The following is a 23489-nucleotide window of genomic DNA, read 5'->3' on the forward strand; positions in this document are numbered from 1 at the left end:
GACAACGCCCACCGGGTTTTGGCCGGATCCGGGTCGGCCATCGGACCTACGACCTGCGCGTTCGAGGGGTCGTACGCGCGCATCAACCGATCGGTTGATGCGCCTTCGAGCGCGACGGCCGATGTGGCGGGCACCCGCTTCCCGCGACGCTGATGCCATGCCTGTCATCGAAGTCACCGACCTGCGCAAGTCCTACGGCGGCCGACCCGTCGTCGACGGTGTCTCCTTCGCCGTCGAGGAGGGCGAGATCTTCGGGATCCTCGGCCCGAACGGCGCCGGCAAGACCACCACCGTCGAGTGTGTCGAGGGACTGCGCGTCCCCGACGCGGGCCGTGTCCGCGTCACCGGCCTCGACCCCGTCGCCGACCACGCACGCGTGGCCGGCGTCCTGGGCGCGCAGCTCCAGCAGAGCGAGCTGCAGCCCAAGCTGACCGTCCGCGAGGCACTGGAGCTGTACGCCTCCTTCTACCCGGCGCCGCTCGACTGGGCGCCGCTCGCCGAGCGCCTCGGACTGACCTCCAAGCTGACCACCCGGTTCGGCAAGCTGTCCGGCGGCCAGAAACAGCGCCTGTTCATCGCGCTCGCACTGATCGGCAACCCGCGGATCGTCGTACTGGACGAGCTGACCACCGGCCTGGACCCGCGGGCCCGCCGGGACACCTGGCAGCTCATCGAGGACGTGCGGGCAGGCGGTGTGACGGTCCTGCTGGTCACCCACTTCATGGAGGAGGCCCAGCGGTTGTGCGACCGGATCGCGGTGATCGACAAGGGCCGGGTGGCCGCCCTGGACACCCCGGCGGGTCTCATCCAGCGCTCCGCGGGCGCCACCGTCATCAGCTTCACCCCGTCCGCGCCACTGGACGACCGTGACCTGAACGCGCTCCCGGCGCTCGCGTCCATCGGGCACAAGGACGGCCGTATCACGCTCGCCGGCACGGACGAGACCGTCAACGCCGTCATCACCCTCCTCGCCCGCCACCGCATCACGGCCCATCAGCTCCGCGTCGTGGACGCCACGCTCGACGACGCCTTCCTCGACCTGACGAAGGAGGCAGCGGTATGAGCACCGCCGCCGCAGTGAAGACCGGTATGAGCACCGCCGTCCTGAAGACCGAGGTCCGCCTCTTCCGCCGGGAACCGGGCGCCCTCTTCTGGATCCTGCTGTTCCCGACCCTGCTACTGGTGATCCTCGGTTCCATCCCGTCCTTCCGGACGCACAACGCCGACCTCGGCGGCCTGCGCACCATCGACGTCTACGTCCCGGTGGCCGTGCTGCTCGGCATGATCGTCGGCGGCCTGCAGTCGATGCCGCAGACCCTCACCGGCTACCGCGAGCGCGGCATCCTGCGCCGCATGGCCACCACACCGGTCCGCCCGAGCGCCCTGCTGTCCGCGCAGATGCTGGTGTACGGCGGGGCCGCCCTCGCATCGGCCCTGCTCTCCCTCGCGGTCGGACGGCTCGGCTTCGGCGTACGACTGCCGAAGCAGCCCTTCGGATACGTCCTCGCCCTGCTCCTGGCCGTTCTGGTCGCGCTCGCTCTCGGATCGGTGGTGTCGGCGCTGTCCCGTACGACGAAGATCGCCGGTGCGATCGGTTCCGCGGTGTTCTTCCCGGCGATGTTCTGCGCGGGCGTGTGGCTGCCGGTGCAGGCCATGCCCGACACCCTCGCCCGGATCGTCGGCTACACCCCCTTCGGGGCGGCGGCGCAGGCGCTCAACCAGGCGGCGGCGGGGCACTGGCCGGGCTGGACCCACCTGGGCGTGCTGGCGGTGTGGATCCTGTTGCTGACGGGTGCCGCGTCCCGCTGGTTCCGCTGGGAGTAGGCGAGGGGCCGTGCAGACTGGGGACATGACCGCGCTGGACACACAGATCGAGCGGCGCTGGGAGCAGTTCCACACCTGGGGGCCCTACGGGCTGCTCGGCGTCAGCGTCGTCCTCGCCATCGCCGCCGCCGACCCGCACGCCGGCCCGGGCAAGTGGTACGCCGCCCTGGGCCTGGTCGGCGCCGCGCTCGCGCTCCAGCTGTGGTGGCACGGCACCCGTCCCCGGCCCGTCCGCAGCCGTACGCCCTCCCGGGCCGGGACGGCGTACTACGCCGTCCGCTGGGCCCTCGCATTCGCCCTCACCTGGCTCAGCCCGTTCTTCGCGTTCTACGCCGCCGCCGGCTACATGGACGCCGACGAGACGATCCGGGGCACCGGATGGCAGCGGCTCGGAATGTTCGCGAGCGCGGTCACCGTGGCCGCCTCCCAGGCCGGCGGGCTGCCGTTCGGCAGCCCGGTCCAGTGGCTCGTCTTCGCCGGGCTCCTGGCCGCCAACTCCGGCCTGCAGCTGGTCGTCGCGCACCTCACCCAGCAGGAGGCGATGCGGGCCCGCGAGCGCACCGAGACCATCACCGAACTCGAACGCACCAACGCGGCGCTGCAGCAGGCCCTGGACGAGAACGCCGCCCTGCACGCCCAACTCCTCGTCCAGGCGCGGGAAGCCGGTGTCGCCGACGAGCGCCGGCGCCTGGCCGCCGAGATCCACGACACCATCGCCCAGGGCCTGACCGGCATCATCGCCCAGCTCCAGGTCGTCGCGAACGCCCCCGACCTCGACATCGCCCGCACCCACCTGGGGCGCGCCTCCGACCTGGCCCGCCACAGCCTCGGCGAGGCCCGCCGCTCCGTGCACAACCTGGCCCCGGTGGCGCTGGAGAACGACGGACTGCCCGAAGCGCTGAAGAAGACGGTCGCCGAATGGGGCGAACGGACCGGTGTACGCGCCGAGTTCACGGTCACCGGCACCACGGAACAGCTCCACGAGGAGGTCGCCGCCACCCTCCTGCGCATCGTCCAGGAGGCCCTGTCGAACGCGGCCCGGCACGCCCGGGCCGCCCGCCTGGGCGTCACCCTCTCCTTCCTGGGCGACGAGGTGATCCTCGACATCCGCGACGACGGCACCGGCTTCGACCCCCTCGCGCTGCCCGCCCGCACCCACGCGGGCGGCTTCGGCCTCGACGGCATGCGGGCCCGCGCCGAACGCATCGCGGGCTCACTGACCGTGGAGTCCGAGCCCGGGCACGGCACGGCCCTGTCGGCTCGCGTACCGTTGGTCCGCCATGACAGCTGATGTGACCGGAGACGCCCTGATCTCCCTGCTGATCGTCGACGACCATCCCGTCGTACGCGACGGCCTGCGCGGCATGTTCGAGTCGGCCCCCGGATTCACGGTCCTCGGCGAGGCCTCGGGCGGCATCGAGGCGCTCGAACGGGCCGCCGCCCTCGACCCCGACGTGATCCTCATGGACCTGCGCATGCCGGGCGGCGGCGGAGTCGACGCGATCGCCGAGCTGACCCGCCGCGGCGCCCGCGCCAAGGTCCTCGTCCTCACCACGTACGACACCGACACGGACACGCTGCCCGCGATCGAGGCGGGCGCGACGGGCTACCTCCTCAAGGACGCGCCACGCGACGAGCTGTTCATGGCCGTCCGCGCCGCCGCCGAGGGCCGCACCGTCCTCTCCCCGGCCGTCGCCTCCCGCCTGGTCTCCGCGGTCCGCACCCCCCGGACGCCCGCCAACGAACCCCTCTCCGCACGCGAACGCGAGGTGCTGGCCCTGGTCGCCAAGGGCACCTCCAACCGTGAGATCGCCCGCGAGCTGTTCATCAGCGAGGCGACGGTGAAGACCCATCTCACCCATCTGTACGGCAAGTTGGGCGTCAAAGACCGCGCGGCGGCGGTCGCGACGGCGTACGAGCGAGGGATCCTCGGCTAGCCGGGCAGGGGCGGCGACGGTGGGTCCGCCTCACTCCGCGACGCGCAGCAGCAGCACCGCACGGGCCGGAACCGTGATCACCGCCCCCGCCCGGTGCTCCACCCCCGGCTCCTCCGCCTGCGTCTCCCTCGACGTGTCGACGACCACCTCGTAGCGCTCCGCCCAGGGCGGCCCCGGCAGCACGAAGCCGGCCGGACGGTCCCCGGCGTGCAGGACGGCGAGAAAGCTGTCGTCGAGGATCGGGTCGCCGTGCTCGTCGCGGCCCGGTATGTCCCGCCCGGACAGATACATGCCGAGCGTGGCGGCGGGCGCGTACCAGTCCCGTTCCGTCATCTCCGCGCCGCGCGCGGTGAACCAGGCCAGGTCGCGCAGACCGTCGGCGGAGTGCGCACGCCCCGAGAAGAAGGCCCGGCGACGCAGCACGGGGTGGCGGTGCCGCAGCTCGATGAGCCGGGCCGTGAGGTCGAACAGGGCCTTCCAGCCGGGCTCCTGAAGCAGCCCCCAGTCCAGCCAGCTGATCTCGTTGTCCTGGCAGTACGCGTTGTTGCTGCCGCGCTGGGTGCGCCCCAGTTCGTCGCCCGCGACCAGCATCGGTACGCCCGTCGACAGCAGGAGCGTGGTCACCAGGTTCCTGAGCTGCCGCCGCCGCAGACCCCGTACGCGCTCGTCGGCCGTCTCGCCCTCGGCGCCGCAGTTCCACGACCGGTTGTCGTTCGTGCCGTCGCGGTTGCCCTCGCCGTTGGCCTCGTTGTGCTTGCGTTCGTACGACACCAGGTCGCGCAGGGTGAAACCGTCGTGCGCGGTGATGAAGTTGACGGACGCGTAGGGCCTGCGGCCTCCCCACGCGTACAGGTCGCTCGACCCCGACAGCCGGTACCCGAGATCCCGTACGTCCGGCAGCGCTCCCCGCCAGAAGTCCCGTACGGCATTGCGGTAGCGGTCGTTCCACTCCGTCCACAGGGGTGGGAAGGACCCCACCTGATAGCCGCCGGAGCCCACGTCCCAGGGCTCGGCGATCAGCTTCACCCGGCGCAGCACCGGGTCCTGCGCGATGACCGCGAGAAACGGCGACAGCATGTCCACGTCGTGCATGGAGCGGGCGAGGGCGGCGGCCAGGTCGAAGCGGAAGCCGTCCACGCCCATCTCCGTCACCCAGTAGCGCAGCGAGTCGGTGATGAGGCGCAGCACGTGCGGCTGGACCACGTGCAGGGTGTTGCCGCAGCCCGTGTAGTCGGCGTATCGACGCGCGTCCGACTGCAGCCGGTAGTAGCCCCGGTTGTCGATGCCCTTCAACGACAGCGTCGGGCCCAGCTCGCCCGCCTCCGCCGTGTGGTTGTAGACCACGTCGAGGATGACCTCGATGCCGGCCGCGTGCAGCGCGCGCACCATGCGCTTGAACTCGCCGACCTGCTGGCCCGTCGTACCGGACGCGGCGTACGGGGCGTGCGGGGCGAAGTAGCCGATGGAGTTGTAGCCCCAGTAGTTCTTCAGGCCCCGGCGCAGCAGGTGGTCCTCGTGCGCGAACTGGTGGACCGGCAGCAGCTCCACGGCCGTGACGCCCAGCTTGACGAGGTGCTCGATCGCCGCCGGGTGCGCCAGTCCCGCGTAGGTGCCCCGGAGCTCCTCCGGGATCCCCGGGTGCAGCCGGGTGAAGCCGCGCACATGCAGCTCGTAGATGACCGAGTCCGCCCACGGTGTCTTCGGCCGGCGGTCGTCCGCCCAGTCGTCGTCATCGTGGACCACGACGCCCTTGGGGACGTACGGCGCCGAGTCCCGGTCGTCGCGCACGGTGTCCGCGACCTGCTGCTGCGGCCAGTCCCGCACATGCCCGTACACCTCGGGCGGCAGGCTGAAGTCGCCGTCCACCGCGCGCGCGTACGGGTCGAGGAGCAGCTTCGCCGGGTTCCAGCGGCCGCCGGTCCACGGATCCCAGCGGCCGTGCACCCGGTAGCCGTAGCGCTGCCCCGGCATCACACCCGGCACGAAGCCGTGCCAGATCTCGTGCGTCAGCTCGGTGAGCCGCCCCCGCGTCTCCTTGCCGTCCTGGTCGAACAGGCACAGCTCCACCGACTCCGCCCCGCCCGCCCACAACGCGAAGTTGGTGCCCGCCACGCCGTCCGGGCCGACCCGGAACCTGGCTCCGAGCGGCGTCGGCGCACCCGGCCGCACGGGCACGCCCGGCACCTTGCGGGGCGCGCCGTTGACCACGGCGGCCGGGCGTTCGCCCTCGTCGGCGCGCTCCTCGGCGACCGCCTCCTGCTCGGCTGCGCTGGACACCTGTCAGCCTCCCACGGCTCATGCAACGACCTTGAAGGAGCGCATGGCGTCCCGGCCGAGGCTCCTCGTCGCGTCGTCCTCCCCACTGTTCTGCCCAGCACGTGGCCGAACGATCCCGGACGCCGGGCAGGTCGGCCGAAGCCTCCTCCCGTCCGGCGCCGCCCGGTTGCGCAGGGCTCCTCCGTCATAGCGCTCCGCACTCACGTTTCCCCAGGGCGTACCGCGGGGCGTACCGCGTCGTTGGGCAGGCCGTGAGGCATGCACAAGGGCGCGCACGGCGCGCGGGGGCCGCGCTGGCCGCCGTACTGACATGGGCAGGGCTCCTGGGCGGAGCCGCCGGCTGCACTTCCAACGCCACGGACAGGAGCGACATCGGCGAGGCACTCGGCAAGGCCCCGGCACCCGAGGACGTCATCCGGATCTCCCCGGACGACCAGAGCAAGGGCGTCAGACCCGACAGGACGCTGCGGGTACGGGTGCCCAGCGGGCGCCTGGAGAAGGTGAAGGTGGTGAAGTCCCAGGACGCACAGGAGTCCGAGGTGCGCGGCCGCATCTCCGAGGACGGCCTGCGCTGGGAACCCGACGAGCCCAGGCTGGCCCTCTCGGCCAAGTACACGGTCGACGTGGTCGCTCTGGACGGCCACGGACGGAGGTCCGCCCGGCACACGACGTTCACCACCTACGTCCCCGACGAGCGCTTCATCGGATACGTCACCCCCGAGAACCGCTCCACGGTCGGCACCGGGATGATCGTCTCCCTGGAGTTCAACCGGGAGATCGAGCACCGTGCCGCCGTCGAGCGCGCCATCCGCGTCACGGCGAAACCGGCGGTCGAGGTCCGCCCGCACTGGTTCGGCAAGGACCGCCTCGACTTCCGTCCCGAGCAGTACTGGAAGCCCGGCACCCAGGTCACCGTCTCCCTCAGGCTCCGCGACGTCGAGGGGGCGCACGGCGTCTACGGGCTGCAGTACAAGACGTTCTCCTTCACCGTCGGCCGCAGCCAGGTCTCCCTGGTCGACGCGGCCGCGCACACCATGCAGGTACGGCGCGACGGCGCGCTCCTCGCCACCGTGCCGATCACGGCCGGCGCACCCAAGCACACCACCTACAACGGGAAGATGGTGGTGATGGAGATGCTCGAACTGACCCGGATGAACGGCGCCACGGTCGGCTTCAAGAAGCAGAGCGGCAAGGGCGAGTACGACATCCCGGACGTCCCGCACGCGCTCCGCCTGACCGATTCCGGCACCTTCCTGCACGGCAACTACTGGGCGCCGGACGCCCCCGGGCATGTCAACGTCAGCCACGGATGCGTGGGACTGACGGACGTCAAGGGCGGCAGCTCCGACACCCCGGCCGGCTGGTTCTTCGACCGCAGCCTCGTCGGGGACGTCGTCCAGGTCGTGCACAGCAATGACAAAAAGGTCGCTCCCGACAATGGCCTCGGAGGGTGGAACATGGGTTGGAAGGAGTGGAAGGCGGGCGGCGCGGTCAAGTAACCGGAGGGGAGGCGGGGATTGAGTCAGGCACGTGATCGATGTTGCGACTGAACAGTGACATTCACCTGACACGATCCCCGAAACCTTCTGGTTAATATGCGCCAATGCGCGCGTGGGACGCGCGCCGGGGCGGGCCTGGCCAGGCCCGGCGAGGGGAGAACAACTTGAACGTGCGGCCGATATCGGGGGCGTCGGTTGACGCACGAACGACCCGGGCGGAACGTCGTGGGGGCCGGGGACTGCTGGCACTGATACTCGGGGTGCTGGTGCTCGCCGTCACCGCGTGCGGCGGGGGCGGTTCGGGTTCCGGGTCATCCGGTTCCGGGGACGGCAAGGGCAAGGGTTCGGGCGCGGCGCAGAGCAAGCAGTCGGAGGCCGTCGTCACGATCGCCCCGAAGAACGGCGCGAAGTCCGTCGACACCACCGGCGCCCTCAAGGTCAGCGCCGCCAAGGGCAGGCTGACGGCGGTCGTGGTGAAGGACTCCAAAGGTGCGGAGGTCGCCGGGAGGATCACCGGCGGCGGCACCGGCTGGGCGCCGGCCACACATCTCGCGGCGTCCACCACGTACACGGTGCACGCGGTCGCGAAGGACACCGAGGGGCGTGAGGCGGCGGAGGACTCCCGTTTCACCACCCTCACCCCGCAGAACACCTTCGTCGGCAACTTCACGCCCGAGGACGGCACCACGGTCGGCGTCGGAATGCCGTTCTCCGTCCGCTTCACCCGGGGTATCACGCACCCGGAGGACGTCGAGAAGGCCATCAGCATCAAGACCGAGCCGGCCGTCGACGTCGAGGGCCACTGGTTCGGCAACGACCGCCTCGACTTCCGTCCGGAGAAGTACTGGAAGTCCGGCACCAAGGTCACGGTCAAGCTGAACCTCGACGGCGTCGAGGGCCGGCAGGGCGTCTACGGCAAGCAGACCAAGACGATGGAGTTCACCATCGGCCGCAACCAGGTCTCCGTGGTCGACGCCAAGAAGCACACCATGAAGGTCATGCACGACGGCAAGGTCGTCAAGACCCTGCCCGTCACCACCGGCAAGCCCGGCTACGACACCTGGAACGGCCAGATGGTCATCAGCGAGCGGCTCCGGGTAACCCGTATGAACGGCGAAACGGTCGGCTACGGCGGCGAGTACGACATCAAGGACGTCCCGGACGCCATGCGCCTGACCGACTCCGGCACCTTCATCCACGGCAACTACTGGGGCGGCGGCGCCTTCGGCAACTACAACGCCAGCCACGGCTGCATAGGCCTGCAGGACACCCGCGGCGGCTACGACCGGGGGCTGCCGGGCGGCTGGTTCTTCGACCACTCGATCATCGGCGACGTCGTCGTCGTGAAGCACTCCAACGACCGCACCGTCGACCCCGACAACGGCCTCAACGGCTGGAACATGCCGTGGGAGAAGTGGAAGTCGTAGAGGTCTGAGTCGAGCGGGCCCGGTGCTGTGACCGACAGCACCGGGCCCGTCCCGTTGGTCCCCGTGCTGTGCCAGCCTGGGGGCACCCCCCAGACCCCCGGCCGAGTGTGAGCGACCGCACCCGGCCCACACCCGTTAGTCCCCGTGCTGTGCCAGCCTGGGGGGCACCCCCCAGACCCCCGGCCGGGTGTGAGCGACCGCACCCGGCCCACACCCGTTGGTCCCCGTGCTGTGTCTGCCTGGGGGGCACCCCCCAGACCCCCGGCCGGGTGTGAGCGACCGCACCCGGCCCACACCCGTTAGTCCCCGTTAACCTGCCTGCATGACCGTGAATCTCGAAGTCGCCGAAGGCGTCGGCACCATCCGTCTCGACCGTCCGCCGATGAACGCGCTGGACGTCGCCACGCAGGACCGGCTGAAGGAACTCGCCGAGGAGGCGACCCGTCGTGACGACGTACGGGCCGTGATCGTGTACGGCGGGGAAAAGGTGTTCGCGGCGGGAGCGGACATCAAGGAGATGCAGAACATGGACCACGCGGCGATGATCCTGCGGGCCCGCGCCCTGCAGGACTCGTTCACGGCGGTGGCCCGCATCCCCAAGCCGGTGGTCGCGGCGATCACCGGCTACGCGCTCGGCGGCGGCTGCGAGTTGGCGCTGTGCGCCGACTACCGGATCGCGGCCGAGAACGCCAAGCTGGGCCAGCCGGAGATCCTGCTGGGCCTGATCCCGGGCGCGGGCGGCACGCAGCGGCTGTCCCGTCTGGTCGGCCCGTCCAAGGCGAAGGACCTGATCTTCACGGGCCGCATGGTCAAGGCGGACGAGGCGCTGACCCTGGGGCTGGTGGACCGCGTGGTGCCGGCCGAGGACGTCTACACCGCAGCGCACGGGTGGGCGGCGAAGCTGGCGCAGGGACCTGCGATCGCCCTCCGGGCCGCGAAGGAGTCGATCGACACGGGTCTGGAGACGGACATCGAGACGGGCCTCGCGGTCGAACGGAACTGGTTCGCGGGCCTGTTCGCCACGGAGGACCGCGAGCGCGGGATGCGGAGCTTCGTGGACGAGGGCCCGGGCAAGGCCAAGTTCCTCTGAAGTGCTGAAGTACTGCTGCACCCCTTGCAATTGACGCGATGTCTGATCTCGTTCCCTCGATGGGGCGGTTTATGGGAGCCTTAACTCATCCTTAAGTCTGCCTTGTCGAGGGAGACCGTCGATTGCCCCCAGCAGAGCCTTCACCACAGGTCAGCCACCCTGTTGACGCCGTCGAACTGCCTTTGGCATATGCCGATCGGCCTATTCGGAACGACGTATTCCGGGGGGCGTATTCCTCCGGAACGGCCACGGAGCGCGCTCGTGGCGGCCATGATGGGGGCATGGCGGGGCTGGAGGGCATCGAACAGCCGCGGGGACAGGGCCGTGCGACCGCGGCGCGCTGGTCGCCCGCGGTCGAGGATGAACAGGCGCTCAAGGCGCTTGAGTTGTTCGGAAATCCGACCGAGGCGGAAGTCCCGCTGCCGTCCCGCCCGGAGTCCGCCGCCACCGCCCGCCGTCTCACCCAGGTCGTGGTCCTGCGTCATTGGGGCCTCACGCCCAAGATGACGGAGGACGCAGTCCTGCTCGTCTCCGAACTCGTCGGCAACGCGGTCCGCCACACCGGTGCCCGCGTCTTCGGTCTCCGCATGCGCCGCCGCCGGGGCTGGATCCGTATCGAGGTCCGCGATCCCTCCCGGGGGCTGCCCTGCATGATGCCGGTCCAGGAGACGGACATCAGCGGGCGGGGCCTGTTCCTCGTCGACAAGCTCTCCGACCGCTGGGGAGTCGATCTCCTGCCGCGCGGCAAGACCACCTGGTTCGAGATGAGGGTGGCCGACCGCTAGCGGCTGACCGCGACCCGCACCATGTCCCCCGATCGGGGCAATCGGCGGTTTTCTCCCCCATCACCCCTTAAATGGTGCGGTGACCTCGACCGACCGCCGGACGGCGCTGCGCACGGGCGCCGGCCTTCTCACCGCAGGCGCCCTCGCCGCAGGGTGCGCCACCAACGGTGCCGTCGCCCACTCCACCACCTCGGCGCACCCTCCCACCGATCCCCCCACCGCATCGGCCGCACCCACCCCGCGCGACTACCCCGGCCGGCCCGCCCAGCTCACCCACGGCCCCCGCACCCACCCCCGGGTGGCCCTCACCTTCCACGGACAGGGCGACCCCGCTGTCGCCCACTCCCTGCTCACCGCGGCGGAGAAGCGCGACGCCCGCCTCACCGTCCTGGCCGTCGGCACCTGGCTCGACGAGCACCCGGACGTCGCCCGCCGCATCCTCGACGGCGGCCACGACCTCGGCAACCACACCCAGCGCCACCTGGCCGTCAACACCATGTCCGAGGCCGACGCCCGTACCGAGATCACCGCCTGCGCCGACCGGCTCCGACGGCTCACCGGCTCGATCGGCACCTGGTTCCGCCCCTCCCGCGCCCCCCTCGCGTCCCCGTTGGTCGTACGTCTGGCCCGCAGCGCCGGCTATCCGCACGTCCTCTCGTACGACGTCGACTCCCTCGACTACACCAGGCCCGGTGCCGACGCCGTCGTACGCACGGTCCTCGGTGAGGTCCGGGCCGGGTCCGTGGTGAGCCTGCACTTCGGCTACCCGGACACGGTCGCCGCCCTCCCCGTCGTACTGGAAGAACTCGCCCACCGCGGCCTGGCCGCCGTGACCACCACGGAGCTGTTCAGCTGATGACCCCCACCCGGCTCACCCGCGCCCTGATCGCGACCGCCGCCCTCGCCGCGCTCGCTCCCCTCGCCGCCTGCACCGGTGCCCACAACCACCAGGACGAGGCCCTCAGCAGCAAGGCGGCCCTCGCACCGGTGAAGAGGAAGACGGCCGTGCAGCGCCTGCCCGGCATGCCGCCGCTCCTCGACCCGAACGACGTGTACGCGGCCGACCGCCCGGGGCGACTCTCCCCGGTGGTGAAGGACTTCCCGTCCCGGGTCTACGTGCCCAACACCAACTCCAACACCGTCTCGGTCATCGACCCGAAGACGTACCGGGTCATCGACACGATCCCGGTCGGCGCCCAGCCCCAGCACGTCGTCCCCTCCTGGGACCTGAAGACGCTGTGGGTCAACAACGACAAGGGGAACACCCTCACCCCCATCGACCCCAGGACGGGCAAGGCCGGCAAGACCGTCGACGTGCACGACCCGTACAACCTCTACTTCACGCCCAACGGCAAGTACGCGATCGTCATGGCCTCCCTCGACCGCGAACTCGTCTTCCGCGACGCGCACACCATGAAGCGCGAGAAGACCGTCCCGGTCAGCTGCTACGGCGTCAACCACGCCGACTTCTCGCCGGACGGCCGCTACTTCATCGTCTCCTGCGAGTTCAGCGGCGAACTGCTGAAGGTCGACACGGAGAAGATGAAGGTGATCGGCCAGGAGAAGCTGCCGTTCGACGGGGCGATGCCGCAGGACGTCAAGATCTCGCCCGACGGCAGGAAGTACTACATCGCCGACATGGTGGCCGACGGCGTGTGGATCCTGGACGGCGACAAGTTCACCAAGCCCACCCTCCTGCCCACCGGCAAGGGCGCTCACGGCCTCTACGTCAGCCGTGACTCGCGCGTCATGTACATCTCCAACCGCGGCGAAGGCACCGTCTCGCTCTTCGACTTCGCCAAGAACAGGCTCACCGCGAAGTGGCACCTGCCCGACGGCGGCAGTCCCGACATGGGCGGCGTCTCGGCCGACGGCAAGGTGCTGTGGCTGTCGGGACGCTACAACTCCGAGGTCTACGCCATCGACACCCGCACCGGCACCCAGCTGGCCCGCATCAAGGTCGGCAGCGGCCCCCACGGCCTCGCGGTGTACCCGCAGCCCGGTCGCTACTCGCTCGGTCACACGGGCATCTTCCGCTGAATCACCCTTGAAACACCGTGAGTTGAGAAAGGACGGGACACGCCGACGAACGAGTGATGATCCGCAGTCCGCCGCCGCGGAACCGGAATCGTGCCGCACATGATCACAACTCGCCTGCGGCGGCGGGCCGCTGCCGCCGTCCTGTCCCTCGCGGCCGTCCTCGCCACGACGGCCGCGACCGTCCCCACCGTCACCCCCGCGAAGGCCGCCGCGCCTGCCTGTCCCCAGTTCGCCGACCCGGTCGAGGCGGCGGCCGACCACCGCGTCGACGTCGACCGCATCACCCCCGAACCGGTCTGGCGCAAGACCTGCGGCACGCTCTACCGCAGCGACAACCGCGGCCCGGGAGTCGTCTTCGAGCAGGGTTTCCAGCCCAAGGACGTCATCGGCGGCCAGTACGACATCGAGCAGTACGTCCTCGTCAACCAGCCCTCGCCGTACGTCTCGACGACGTACGACCACGACCTGTACAAGACCTGGTACAAGTCGGGCTACAACTACTACATCGACGCTCCCGGCGGCGTCGACGTCAACAAGACCATCGGAGACACCCACAAGTGGGCCGACCAGGTCGAGGTCGCCTTCCCCGGCGGCATCGCGCGGCAGTACATCATCGGCGTCTGCCCGGTCGACAAGAAGACCAAGACCGAGATCATGAACGACTGCGAGAGCAATCCGTACTACGCGCCCTGGCACTGAGTCCCGACACGGCCCGGCGGGCGAGGAGCAGCGCCTCCGCGCCCACCGGCCGATAGCCGGCCGCCTGGAACGTCCGCATGCTGCGGGCGTTCCCCGGCGCGACCTGCGCCCACAGCGGCTCGGTGACGAGGTGCCGGGCGGCGGTCACGAGCAGCCGGCCCAGCCCCCGGTGCCGTACGGGCCCGTCCACCTCCACCGAGACCTCAAGCCGCCCGCCGATCCCGCGCCCCGTCACGAGCACACCGCCCTTGGCCGTCCACGCGCGCACCTCGTCGCGCCGACCGCGCGCGTAGACGACGCGGGAATGGCCGGCGTCCTCGATCTCCCGCAGCGCGAGCGGCGGTTCACCCGGCAGCGGGGAGCCGACCAGCATGGCGTCGACGGTCTCGGCCCCGCGTCCCGTCCGCTCCATGAACGCCGCCAGGAACCGCGGATGCAGGGGCGCCGCGAGCTCGTCGCAGTCCACGGCGCGCAGCGTCTCGTGGATCCACCGCGGATCCTCGTCCGTGAACACGACGGCGTGCGCGGTGAACGCGAGGACACCCGCGTCCCGGTCGCAGGCCTGCGGGACCACTGTCGTACGGCCGTCCTCCGGCGGGAAGACACCGCGGGCGGCCGCGTCGAGAATGTCCCGCAGAGTCTCCATCGGCCGCGCTCCTTGAGTCTCCACCCACTGGAGGGTCCAGACTCCCAGACGTGATCGACGACGGTACCGGCCTCTTCAGCACCGGCGAGCCGGCCCCGGGCCACCGGGCTGACGGGCCGTCAGGTCGCGGCGGCCCCTGTGGTGGCGCCGGACGCGCAGATCCGCTCGCTGCGGGTGACCCGTGCGGTGCAGGAGGAGTTCGCCCGGGTGGTCGCCGCACGGGTGGCTCGCACGGCCAGCTAATCTGACCTGCGTCAGCAAGACGGCAAGACGGCAAGACACGCGGTTGCGGAGAAAAGGGGCGGATCGGTGGCGGACATCGAAGAGGCGCGCAAGGATTTCCAGCGGATCGACACTGACGGTGACGGATTCATCACCGCCGCCGAGTTCAAGAGCGCCCTCGCCCAGGGGGGCGACTGGAACGTCACCGAGTCGGTCGCCGAGGCGATCATCAAGTCGCGTGACCTGAACGGCGACAAGGTGCTGTCGTTCGACGAGTTCTGGGCGTACCTGAACAAGTAGTACGCACAGGAGGGGGTGCCCGTCCGTGAGCCGGACGGGCACCCCCTTCCGGCATGCCGGGCGCCGGTTCCGAGCCGGTCGCCGGTGAGGACGTCGGCCACCGGCCCCGGGCGAGGTCCTCGACGGGCTCGACCGCATCCGGGACGCCCGTCGCCTGATGGAGTCCAACGGGCACACGGGCGAGATCGTCGTACCGATCTGAGCGCGGTCACCCGTTCGCCGCGGCCGGCGGAATAGTCCGGGAACTTCCAGGGTTGACGCCGCCCAGACGCATGCGTGTGCATCGACCTTGGAAGGGTCTGTCATGAAGATCGGCATCATCGGCGCGGGCAACATCGGCGGCAACCTCACCAGGCGGCTCACCGCCCTCGGCCACGACGTCTCCGTCGCCAACTCCCGCGGGCCCGAGACGCTCAGCGCGCTGGCCGAGGAGACCGGCGCGAGGGCGGTACGGGTGGAGGAGGCGGCGCGCGGTGCGGAGGTCGTGGTGATCACGATCCCCGTCAAGGCGATCCCGGACCTGCCGAAGGGCGTCCTCGACGGCGCCGCGGAGAACGCCGTGGTGATCGACACCGGTAACTACTACCCGCAGCAGCGCGACGGCAGGATCGCGGCGATCGAGGACGAGGGCCTCACGGAGAGCGCCTGGACGGCGGACCGCATCGGCCACACCGTGATCAAGGCGTTCAACGGCACCTACGCCCAGGACCTCCTGGAACGCCCGCGTCCGGCCGGCGACCCCGACCGCATGGCGCTCCCGGTCGCGGGCGACGACGAGGCGGCCAAGCGAACCGTACGGGCCCTGATCGACGATCTCGGCTTCGACACCGTAGACGCCGGCGGCCTCCAGGACTCCTGGCGCCAGCAGCCCGGCACACCGGTGTACGGGCTGCGCGCGGGTGTCGACGGGGTCACCAGGGCCCTGGCGGAGGCGCCACAGGAGCGTCCGGCGGACTTCCGGGGGTAAGGGCCGGGCCGGCTGTACGCCATCCAGTCGCGTGGCCGTGTGGCTGTGCGACCGGAATGGCCGTGTCGCTCAGACGATCTCCAGTGGCCGGTGCGGTCCGTCCGGCAGCTCGATCTTCACCGGATCCCCGGGGCGCACCGTCCCACCGCTGACCACGACGCTCATGATCCCGGCCTTGAGCCGGGGCGTGCCGTCGCTGTCCCGCCCGACGACCCGCTTCAGCAGCCCGTGCTGGAACCCGTCGATCTGCAGACAGGGGTTGCGCAGCCCCGTGACCTCGACGACGGCCTCCGTCCCCAGCCGCAGCAGCGTTCCGACGGGCAGGGCGAGGAGATCGATCCCGCGCGTGGTGACGTTCTCCCCGAGCTGCCCGGCCAGTACCTCGAACCCGGCCTCCCGCACCTCCTCGAACAACTCCTCGTGCATGAGGTGCACCTGCCGAAGGTTCGGCTGCGAGGGGTCTCTCGCCACCCGGGACCGGTGCTTCACCGTCGTACCGGCGTGCACGTCCCCCTCCACCCCGAGTCCCGCGAGCAAATTGATGCTCTGCCGGTTCGGCTTGGTGAACGAGTACACGCCGTTGCTGCTGACCGCACTGACCGCCCCACCCATCGCGAGCAGCTCCCCTCTTCCGTGTTGCCCCCACCGTACGGCGACTGCTGCGCCGCAGGTCGGGACTCATACGGCCGCCCGCCGCGCCGGCACGAGCCCTTGTGCGTCCCCGGCCGTCATGGTGACGTGCGCTGCCCCGAGAGCGAAGGCACCCGGCGCCGAGCGGCTCCACCAGCAGCCGCGTCTCGGCGACCCCGGGATACAGCTCCGACAGCACCTTGACGACGCCGTCCCGCTGCAGTCGGGCAGCAGTGGGCTCCTCCACGGGCCCCACCCCCTCGGCCGAGGACAGCCGTCACGCGTTGCCGGCCCACTCCTTCAGCGCGGGCTTGTCGGCGAAGTCCGCGACGTTCTTGTCGTGCGGCTCGCTGGTGTACTGGTGGAAGCGCCATTTGGCCTTGATGCGGGGCTTGCCCGCCGTGACGTAGTCGGCGATCCAGAGGCCGTCGCCGGCGTATGACGTGGTGTCGATGTTCAGCCAGAAGTCCCGGTTCGCATAGAGGACCACCCGGTTGTTCGGCCGCAGTTCCTTCACCTTGCGGATGAACAGGTCCTTCTCCGCGTTGCTCGCGTGCGTGCCGGCGCTGTTGCGCTCCCAGTCGACGGCGAGGATGTCGCCCGCCTTCTCGGGGGCGTGTCTGACGAAGTACTCCGCCTGGGCCTGCAGGTTGCCCGGCCACAGGAAGTGGTAGAAGCCGACGACGAGACCGGCGTCGCGGCCGTGCTTCGTCTGGGCGGTGAGTCTCGGGTTGACGTACGAACGGCCCTCCGTCGCCTTGATGAAGACGAAGGAGAGACCGTCCGTGCCGTACGAGGAGGACTGGTATGCGCTTACGTCGATGCCGCGCAGCATGGAGGGACTCCCTGAATGGCCGGTGGGGGGACAGGGGTTGATGTGTCTCCACCTTGACACGGGTGATCCGTTCCGGATGTGGAAACCAGGTGGAAACGTCAACTCCTGGCGTCACCGAGGCGCTTCACACGTAGGGCGGCAACCTGGTCGGCGCGGCCGGCGACCTAGAGGCGAACATCCGGATGGCGGAACCCTGAAGGGAACCCACGATGACCGACAACGGACAGACCGGGCCTGCCGGATTACGGCGACGCAGCGTGCTGCTGGGCGCGGACGCCGGCGCAGGTGCGAAAGCGCTCGGGGCCGGCCCCCTCGCGACCCCGGCGCAGGCGGCGTCCTTCGTCAAGGGCGCGGACGTCAGCCGGCTGCCGCAGACGGAGGCGAAGGGCTACTACTGGAACAACGGCTCCGGGGTACGGCAGGACCTGTTCACCGTCCTCAAGGGGTACGGCATCACCGCGGTCAGCCTGCGGACCTGGGTGAACCCGTCCAGTGATCCGGCCAACGGCCACTGCGGCATCGAGGAGACCGCCCCAGCTGGCGCAGCGGGCCAAGAACGCCGGTGGACTCGAAGGGCGCCTCGCCGAGATCGGGCTTGATCCGGCCGGGAGTGACACGGTGACGTCGGGGCAGGAAGTGCGGGACGAGGCCCTGACGGTCGGCGACCGGCTGCTGGTGGTCAACAGCTGGCCGAGCGTGCGCCGTTCGGTGAGGACGACCTGTCGCTTTCGCGGACCGTGGCCCGCTCCGCGTCCGTCATGTCGGTCGGATACCTCGGATACCAGTGCCCGCCGCTAGACACCCTCCTGTGCTACTGGGAGGGCCCTGCCCTCATGCCCCGGCAGGGCCGCAATCACCTGAACAGCACACCCGTACGGCCCCCCAGCCCCGCGCCCGGTTTCGGGAAGCCCTTTCAGCCCGCTCGGACGAACTCCATATTGATCGAGTACATGAACTGGCCGACGCCCACGCACTCCCAGCCGACGGCTTCCACGGATCGCACGACCAGATCGATCTCCTTGCGGATCTTCTTCATGGGGTTTCTGACCCGGGCCATGCCCCGGGGGTCGATGTCGATGGACGCTTCGAAGGTGCTGTCCCCTTGCGCGTGTGCGCTCCTGGCATCTGCGACGAGCTTCTGCATCCGGATCGCGTGCAGTATTCCCACGTGAGCCTCCCGCTCTGGGCTGCCGCGGGCCCGTTTGACTTCCCAATTGCCCTACGAGCCCGTGTAATTTATGACTGAATGTGCCATTTGTATGGTTGCATGACGGAATCGCCGAGCAGTGTGCGTGCTCCGCAAACGTCAGCTGCCCGTGCCGCGCGCTCGATGCCACCGCGTGCAAGGGCGCGGGCCAGGTTCGGTGCAGCCGCCGGACCAGCGATATCCTGCTCAACGGCTCGAACTCGTCGGCCACTCTCCCCGAATGCGCAGTAGCTTCATCAGGAGGGTCCCGCGCCCTATGGCTCCGGCCGGCAGGCCGGAAATGATCAGTTCACAGGTAGATACGTGATCAGTGACGGTCAGCTCCAGGAGGCGCCGGGCCGACCGTCACAGGATTGACGTCGGGTTGATGCCTGTCGTCCTTCCCTCCCAGGCGTACACCGGGGCGAGCCCGGACGGACAAGGACCCGACCTTCGAGCTCCATGCCCTGCTCGACGCGGTCACCACTGGACGCGGTCTTGACCTCTACCGCCCGTTTGACGAACTCCCGGTGGCCGTGGCCGTGGGTCTGGGCAGGTGGGCGGGTGAGGTCGGGGGCGGGTGGTCCGGCGACGGCGCCTCGGTGGCGCGGGAGCGGGGGTGGGACGGCTGCACAGTCGGCGCCGGGTGCGAGCCGCTTCCGCCCCCATTCGCCGAGGAGCCGACGAGATTGCCCGTCACCTGGACCGCGGCGCCGCAGACGAGCAGCACTGCAGCCAGCCTGGTCAGTCCGACGGAGGCGCGCAGTGGCCTGGAGGCCGTGGAACGTGGGTCGACGTCCATCATCAGTCCACGTACTCCTGGGCGACCTCGACGTACTTGAAGCCCTTGACGTCGGTGGCGATCTGCATCTGACCGGTCTTCGACGAGGCGATCAGGGTGTTGAGCAGACCGGTGATCGCTGCGCTCAGCGCCGACTCGGTGTCCGAACCGTCGGCGATGAACAGCGCCTTGGTCGCCACCTGTTCCAGCACGTCGCGCCTCGCGCCGCCGAAGCCGTACGCGATCACGTGAGGGTACCGCGGCCAGTCCCTGTCCACGAGCCTGCGGAAGGGGTCCTGCCAGTGCGCGTCGGTCGGAGCGCCGTCGGTCAGGAAGAAGATCGTCGGCCGTAGTACGTCGAGGTTCTGTGTCCGCAGGTTGCTGACATCCTGTTCGATGCACTCCCGCACCCGGTCGAAGGTCTTGCCGTACTCCGTGCGCCCGCCGCAGATCACCTCCGGCATGGCCGGCACCTGTTCCATGTCCGACATCGGGATCACCACGTGCACATCGGTGGAGAAGGCGACCACGGAGACCCGGGCGAACTCCGAGACGCGGGGATTTGTCGCCAGGTTGTAGTGCAGACGGGAGAGGGTCGCGTTGAGCACTGCCTCGTGCGGCTTCATCGACGAGGACGCGTCGATCACCACGTAGGTGGGCAAGCAGAGTGACATGGTGCACCTCTGAGCTAGTGGTTGGCGGCGATGACGAACAGCAGGATCACGGCTAAGGCGAGTACGAGAATCCAGCCGGTCTGCGGGTCGGACTTGGGCGGTACGGGGGGCGTCGGTTCGGGTTTCTTCCCGGGCTGAGGGACGCCGGCGGTGGACTGCGAGGTCGGCTGCGGCTGAGGGATCGGCTGCGGGGGCAACGGGGGCAGCGCGGTGCGTGCCGGACGTGGTGTGGTCCTGAGATAGGGACCGCCGTCCAGCGCCAGATTCAACTGAGCGGCCGAGGGCCGTCGTTCGCGGTCGGCCGCGAGCAGCATGTCCAGCAGGACTTCGGATACGGCGGGCTGGTTCGGCCAGGGTGATTCGGCGACGGCGTGGAAGGTGTCCGCGTCGCGCCGGCCCGTCATGCATTTGGCGACGAGCAGCCCGAGCCGGTAGCGGTCGGTGTACTCGTCCGCGTCGGTGCCCGGCGGTGTGAGCGGGTCGGCCCAGTTCGGCTGGTGGATGTCAGGCATCTTCTGCGGCTGACAGCCGTCGACGTCGATGAGGTAGACGGAGCGCTGATCCGGGCTCCAGAAGGCGTTGGAGAACGACCAGTCCGAGTAGACCAGGCCCAGACTCTCCAAGATCGTGGCGAGCTCCGTCAGTTGGAGACAGGCGGCCAGCCTTCCCGCAAAGCCGGGGGGCGGCAGTCCGACGCCCCGGATCGACTCCTCGGACTTCGCCAGCCAGTCGATCTCCACGAAGCGGCGGTCGCTGAACGCGCCGCGCCGCAGCTCGGCACGGTACTGCTCGGGCGCCATCGGGATCACACAGCCGACGGCCGGGTTGCCGGGCTCGTGGATCCGGGCTGCGGGCCAGCATGTGCCGGCGTACAGGAGCGCACGATCCGCGTCCGGCAGCGTGCCCGGAGCCGAGATCAGCAGGTCGATCCTGTCGGCGTCCTCCGGGTGCTGGTCCGGCCGGTAGAGCTTGGCCAGCCAGCCCGGATGGTTCGTCAGCGGCTGTACGGCGACGGCCTGGCCGTTGTGTTCGGAGATCGGCGCGGCCAATGGTCCGAGATCGCTGACGCTCACGGTCCGTGGCAACACCCAGCCCCGCGGATCGGCCGCCGGGACGGCGCCGGCGCCGTCGACGAGATGGGGTTCTGTCATGCCCGGCCACCGTTCCACATCACGACAGCGGTGCGGTCGTCGAGGCACTGCGGTGCGTCGAAGCCGACGTCGGCGGTGAACCGCGTGGCCGGGACCGGCGAGCGCCAGGCGTTCGCGAAGTACTCGTTGACGTTGCCTGCCGGGTCAGCCCACGCGTCGCCGATCCCGTCCGTGACCAGGGCGAGCGCGGCGCCGGGAGCCAGCGTGACGTACTGGCCCATGGCCAGTTGCGGTGTGTCCGGCAGCCGCCCGGCGACCTCGTTCGAGACCACCGCGGCCGTACGGTCCTTCGCCTCGCCGGCGGAGCACTGCCACAGCGGGGCGTGCGGGTCGAGCGTCCAGGCCGTACTGTCGCCGAGCCACGTGATCCAGGCCCTGGCAACGCCGTTCGTGTCCGGCTCGGCGAGCACCGCTGTGATCAGTACGGTGGCCACGTCCGAGGTGTCGACGCGGCGTCCGGCCGCGTGCGCGGCGACCGATTCCGCGATCCGCCCGTACAGATCTTTGAAATCCAGCCGGTTGAAGCCCACGGTCTCGATCTGCTCGCGCAGCAGGGTGACGGCCTGGCTGGAGGCAGTGGTGGCCCCGGCGTCGGACCAGGCCGCGCTGGACAGGCCGTCGGCCACGGCCATGATCGCGTACCGGCTGTCCCGGCTTCGCCCGATCCGGTACGAGTCCTGCCGCGGCTGTGCGGGTTGGCTGCAGCGGTGGCCGGGCCCGATGACGGAGGCTGCGCGGACGGTGAAGGCACCGACCGTGGCCTCGTCGGCAGCGATCCCGTTCTGGACCGTGCGCTCGGGCAGCTGCCAGGGGTAGCCCTGGGCACGGGCGCCGTCGCCGAAGAGGGGAACGCTCAGGTCGGTCGGCCGCTCGCGCAGGAACGGCCGGGGTCCCGGGGGCCGGGGCTGGGGCGCTGCCGCCGGTCCGGTGACGTAGCGGCAGACCGGGACAGTCGGGCTGAGCCGGGGTTCCGGTTCGCGCCGATCCTGCTGCCGGGCGGGCGTCGCGGCGGACTCCGACCTCAGCACGGCCGCCGCGCCGACGACACCCACGGCCGCGAGGGCGAACCCGTCGACGAGCAGGCCGTACCGCCGATGTTCCGTGCCGACCTCGATGAAGGCCCCGATGACGACGGCCACGAGCAGCACTGCCCGCGCACGTCCGTTCATGAGGCCGCCTCGGTGGCTGGTGTACTCGCTCACGGCCGTTCCCCGGAATTGCGGGAATTCGGCCCGGAGGCAAAGTGCTGATTGCCGTGTTGCACCGCGAATACCTCACCTGAATGGTTGGCGGAATTGACCTGGATCACGATTTCCGGCCTTTCTGGAGTCCGCAGCGAAGCCAGGGGCATGACGTCCTGGGCGAGATCCGGGTTCCGGGTGAGCAGCTGGGACAGGGCCTCGGTCCAGTAGTCCACTGCCCCGGCGTCGACCGCTCCCCTCGCGGCGGTCGACTGCCGGTTCAGCGCGGCGGACAGCTCGTTGTGGCGACCGCCGTGAACGTGTGCGAGGACGCTGCTCATCAGCCTCTTCGCCTCCTGCCAGAGATCGGTGCCCATTGCGGAGACCAGAGCGGTGGCGCCGCTCGCGGCCAGCCCGGCGAGTTCCTCGTTCATCGGCACGTATCAACCCCGGTCGTTGAGGCGGATGTACTGATCGCCCCGGTGTACGGCGAAGGCCGTACCGTTTCCCGTGGCCTGGACGAGTTGCTCCACGGTCCGCGGCTCGGGCTCGGGCTTGGGCTCGGGATCGGGCTGCACAGGCTGCTCGCCGGAGCCGGAAGCCCGGCCGGAACCGAGGCGTGGACCGACGGGGCTGCCCGGGTACCAGAGCCAGGCCCGCGCTGCGTACTCCTTGACCCGGACGGGGGCTTCGGTGAAGGCGTCGGCTTCGAGCCCCTCGTAGCCGTGCCCGACCGTTTCGTCGTAGAAGTGGTGCGAAAGGATCGCGGCCACCGGGGTGCCGTCGGTGCCGGCCAGGGTCGCGTCCCGGAGCGGGGCCGAGTCGAGCAGCCGGGCCAGCGCCTCGAACGGGGCGCCGGAGACGGTGCCGTCCCGATCGAGCCGGATCTCCCCGGCGTGCAGTGCGGCCCGTACCCGCAGCCTGGTGTCCGCGCCGGCGTGCTCGTTGTGTTCGCGGATCCGTGAGCTCAGCTCCGGGAGCAGCGGGAACAGCAGTCCGGCCTTGGGCAGCGCGGCCGGGGCGACGAGTTGGCAGCCGTCGCCGGTGTCGACGTACAAGAGGTCCTGCGCGTTCAGATTCGCGATGCCCAGGGCGTCGAACAGCGTGGAACGCAGAACCCTTCGGATTTCTTGCAGCCGTTGTTCGCCGCGTCCCGCGGAGCCCGCGATGTCGCACGCCAGCAGGGCTCGGTATTCGTACCTCGGATTCACAATCCCTCCGCAATTACGACGGGGGCCGGCAATTCGAAGATCGAATTGCTGTCGTCCCTGTTGTCCGGTGCAGACAAGATGATTGACGGGATCGTAGAGGAGGGGTCCCCGGGTAGAACGGCTACTA

The 23489-nt window shown here is 70.1% G+C and carries 25 protein-coding genes; 14 read left to right on the forward strand and 11 right to left on the reverse strand.

Features of this window, described 5'->3' with window-relative positions:
* The first annotated feature begins 157 nt into the window (after positions 1 to 157).
* The 4 genes from OOK07_RS30275 to OOK07_RS30290 are packed head-to-tail and all read left to right on the forward strand — an operon-like array spanning position 158 to position 3761.
* The gene (locus tag OOK07_RS30275) at positions 158 to 1063 is read left to right on the forward strand and encodes an ABC transporter ATP-binding protein (RefSeq protein ID WP_266684955.1); all 906 of its coding nucleotides are present in this window, start codon (positions 158 to 160) and stop codon (positions 1061 to 1063) included.
* A 26-nt stretch (positions 1064 to 1089) separates the two neighbouring features.
* Entirely contained in the window at positions 1090 to 1824 is a 735-nt protein-coding gene (locus OOK07_RS30280) for an ABC transporter permease (protein WP_266802077.1), read from the forward strand.
* A 25-nt stretch (positions 1825 to 1849) separates the two neighbouring features.
* Positions 1850 to 3115 carry a sensor histidine kinase gene (locus tag OOK07_RS30285; protein ID WP_266684956.1) on the forward strand — a complete coding sequence of 422 codons (1266 nt, stop codon included), beginning with the start codon at positions 1850 to 1852 and terminating at the stop codon, positions 3113 to 3115.
* A complete protein-coding gene (locus OOK07_RS30290) occupies positions 3105 to 3761 on the forward strand; it encodes a response regulator (protein ID WP_323178136.1) in 657 nt (218 codons plus the stop codon). The genes OOK07_RS30285 and OOK07_RS30290 overlap by 11 nt, the downstream gene beginning before the upstream one ends.
* A gap of 30 nt (positions 3762 to 3791) precedes the next feature.
* Here the strand turns inward: OOK07_RS30290 and glgX are convergent, their stop codons facing one another.
* Positions 3792 to 6038 carry a glycogen debranching protein GlgX gene (gene glgX / locus OOK07_RS30295; RefSeq protein ID WP_266684957.1) on the reverse strand — a complete coding sequence of 749 codons (2247 nt, stop codon included), beginning with the start codon at positions 6036 to 6038 and terminating at the stop codon, positions 3792 to 3794.
* Between the two features lie 251 nt (positions 6039 to 6289).
* Between glgX and OOK07_RS30300 the strand changes: the two genes are divergently transcribed.
* From OOK07_RS30300 to OOK07_RS30330, 7 genes are all read left to right on the forward strand, one after another.
* On the forward strand, positions 6290 to 7537 hold the full coding sequence (locus OOK07_RS30300; protein ID WP_266799608.1) for a L,D-transpeptidase: 1248 nt from the start codon (positions 6290 to 6292) through the stop codon (positions 7535 to 7537).
* A 164-nt stretch (positions 7538 to 7701) separates the two neighbouring features.
* On the forward strand, positions 7702 to 8964 hold the full coding sequence (locus tag OOK07_RS30305) for a L,D-transpeptidase (protein WP_266799610.1): 1263 nt from the start codon (positions 7702 to 7704) through the stop codon (positions 8962 to 8964).
* 322 nt (positions 8965 to 9286) lie between these two features.
* Positions 9287 to 10054: an enoyl-CoA hydratase/isomerase family protein gene (locus tag OOK07_RS30310; protein WP_266799612.1), complete on the forward strand. Its 768-nt coding sequence runs from the start codon at positions 9287 to 9289 to the stop codon at positions 10052 to 10054.
* Between the two features lie 176 nt (positions 10055 to 10230).
* Positions 10231 to 10839: an ATP-binding protein gene (locus tag OOK07_RS30315; RefSeq protein ID WP_266802079.1), complete on the forward strand. Its 609-nt coding sequence runs from the start codon at positions 10231 to 10233 to the stop codon at positions 10837 to 10839.
* Positions 10840 to 10918: 79 nt separating this feature from the next.
* Positions 10919 to 11695, forward strand: a complete 777-nt coding sequence (locus tag OOK07_RS30320; protein ID WP_266684961.1) for a polysaccharide deacetylase family protein — start codon at positions 10919 to 10921, stop codon at positions 11693 to 11695.
* Positions 11695 to 12879, forward strand: a complete 1185-nt coding sequence (locus tag OOK07_RS30325; protein ID WP_266684962.1) for a YVTN family beta-propeller repeat protein — start codon at positions 11695 to 11697, stop codon at positions 12877 to 12879. Before OOK07_RS30320 ends, OOK07_RS30325 begins: the two co-directional genes overlap by 1 nt.
* A gap of 99 nt (positions 12880 to 12978) precedes the next feature.
* A complete protein-coding gene (locus OOK07_RS30330; RefSeq protein ID WP_266521806.1) occupies positions 12979 to 13578 on the forward strand; it encodes an ADP-ribosyltransferase in 600 nt (199 codons plus the stop codon).
* Here the strand turns inward: OOK07_RS30330 and OOK07_RS30335 are convergent.
* Positions 13532 to 14224 (reverse strand): GNAT family N-acetyltransferase, encoded by a 693-nt coding sequence (locus OOK07_RS30335; RefSeq protein WP_266799613.1) that lies wholly within the window; start codon positions 14222 to 14224, stop codon positions 13532 to 13534. The two genes, OOK07_RS30330 and OOK07_RS30335, sit on opposite strands and share 47 nt — an antisense overlap.
* A gap of 309 nt (positions 14225 to 14533) precedes the next feature.
* On the opposite strand from OOK07_RS30335, the gene OOK07_RS30340 reads away from it, so the two are divergent.
* Positions 14534 to 14746 carry an EF-hand domain-containing protein gene (locus OOK07_RS30340; protein WP_266684964.1) on the forward strand — a complete coding sequence of 71 codons (213 nt, stop codon included), beginning with the start codon at positions 14534 to 14536 and terminating at the stop codon, positions 14744 to 14746.
* A gap of 289 nt (positions 14747 to 15035) precedes the next feature.
* Positions 15036 to 15713, forward strand: coding sequence for an NADPH-dependent F420 reductase (locus OOK07_RS30345; RefSeq protein WP_266684965.1), 678 nt, complete (start codon positions 15036 to 15038; stop codon positions 15711 to 15713).
* A 69-nt stretch (positions 15714 to 15782) separates the two neighbouring features.
* Here the strand turns inward: OOK07_RS30345 and OOK07_RS30350 are convergent, their stop codons facing one another.
* On the reverse strand, positions 15783 to 16325 hold the full coding sequence (locus OOK07_RS30350) for an MOSC domain-containing protein (RefSeq protein WP_266799615.1): 543 nt from the start codon (positions 16323 to 16325) through the stop codon (positions 15783 to 15785).
* A 295-nt stretch (positions 16326 to 16620) separates the two neighbouring features.
* Complete coding sequence (locus OOK07_RS30355; protein WP_266799616.1) at positions 16621 to 17178, reverse strand: glycoside hydrolase family 25 protein; 558 nt, start codon at positions 17176 to 17178, stop codon at positions 16621 to 16623.
* A gap of 209 nt (positions 17179 to 17387) precedes the next feature.
* Between OOK07_RS30355 and OOK07_RS30360 the strand changes: the two genes are divergently transcribed.
* The gene (locus OOK07_RS30360; protein WP_266799618.1) at positions 17388 to 17777 is read left to right on the forward strand and encodes a glycosyl hydrolase 53 family protein; all 390 of its coding nucleotides are present in this window, start codon (positions 17388 to 17390) and stop codon (positions 17775 to 17777) included.
* Between the two features lie 314 nt (positions 17778 to 18091).
* Here the strand turns inward: OOK07_RS30360 and OOK07_RS30365 are convergent, their stop codons facing one another.
* From OOK07_RS30365 to OOK07_RS30395, 7 genes are all read right to left on the reverse strand, one after another.
* The gene (locus OOK07_RS30365; protein WP_266799619.1) at positions 18092 to 18346 is read right to left on the reverse strand and encodes a hypothetical protein; all 255 of its coding nucleotides are present in this window, start codon (positions 18344 to 18346) and stop codon (positions 18092 to 18094) included.
* 523 nt (positions 18347 to 18869) lie between these two features.
* On the reverse strand, positions 18870 to 19169 hold the full coding sequence (locus tag OOK07_RS30370) for a hypothetical protein (protein WP_266799621.1): 300 nt from the start codon (positions 19167 to 19169) through the stop codon (positions 18870 to 18872).
* Positions 19169 to 19819, reverse strand: coding sequence for a vWA domain-containing protein (locus tag OOK07_RS30375; protein ID WP_266799622.1), 651 nt, complete (start codon positions 19817 to 19819; stop codon positions 19169 to 19171). The genes OOK07_RS30370 and OOK07_RS30375 overlap by 1 nt, the downstream gene beginning before the upstream one ends.
* A 14-nt stretch (positions 19820 to 19833) precedes the next feature.
* On the reverse strand, positions 19834 to 20970 hold the full coding sequence (locus tag OOK07_RS30380; protein ID WP_266799624.1) for a hypothetical protein: 1137 nt from the start codon (positions 20968 to 20970) through the stop codon (positions 19834 to 19836).
* Positions 20967 to 22139, reverse strand: a complete 1173-nt coding sequence (locus OOK07_RS30385; RefSeq protein ID WP_266799625.1) for a protein phosphatase 2C domain-containing protein — start codon at positions 22137 to 22139, stop codon at positions 20967 to 20969. The genes OOK07_RS30380 and OOK07_RS30385 overlap by 4 nt, the downstream gene beginning before the upstream one ends.
* Before the next feature lie 29 nt (positions 22140 to 22168).
* Positions 22169 to 22591, reverse strand: a complete 423-nt coding sequence (locus OOK07_RS30390) for a hypothetical protein (RefSeq protein ID WP_266799626.1) — start codon at positions 22589 to 22591, stop codon at positions 22169 to 22171.
* A 3-nt stretch (positions 22592 to 22594) separates the two neighbouring features.
* Positions 22595 to 23362 carry a hypothetical protein gene (locus OOK07_RS30395; RefSeq protein WP_266799628.1) on the reverse strand — a complete coding sequence of 256 codons (768 nt, stop codon included), beginning with the start codon at positions 23360 to 23362 and terminating at the stop codon, positions 22595 to 22597.
* Between the last annotated feature and the right edge of the window lie 127 nt (positions 23363 to 23489).

This window comes from Streptomyces sp. NBC_00078 (assembly GCF_026343335.1).
GTDB lineage: Bacteria > Actinomycetota > Actinomycetes > Streptomycetales > Streptomycetaceae > Streptomyces.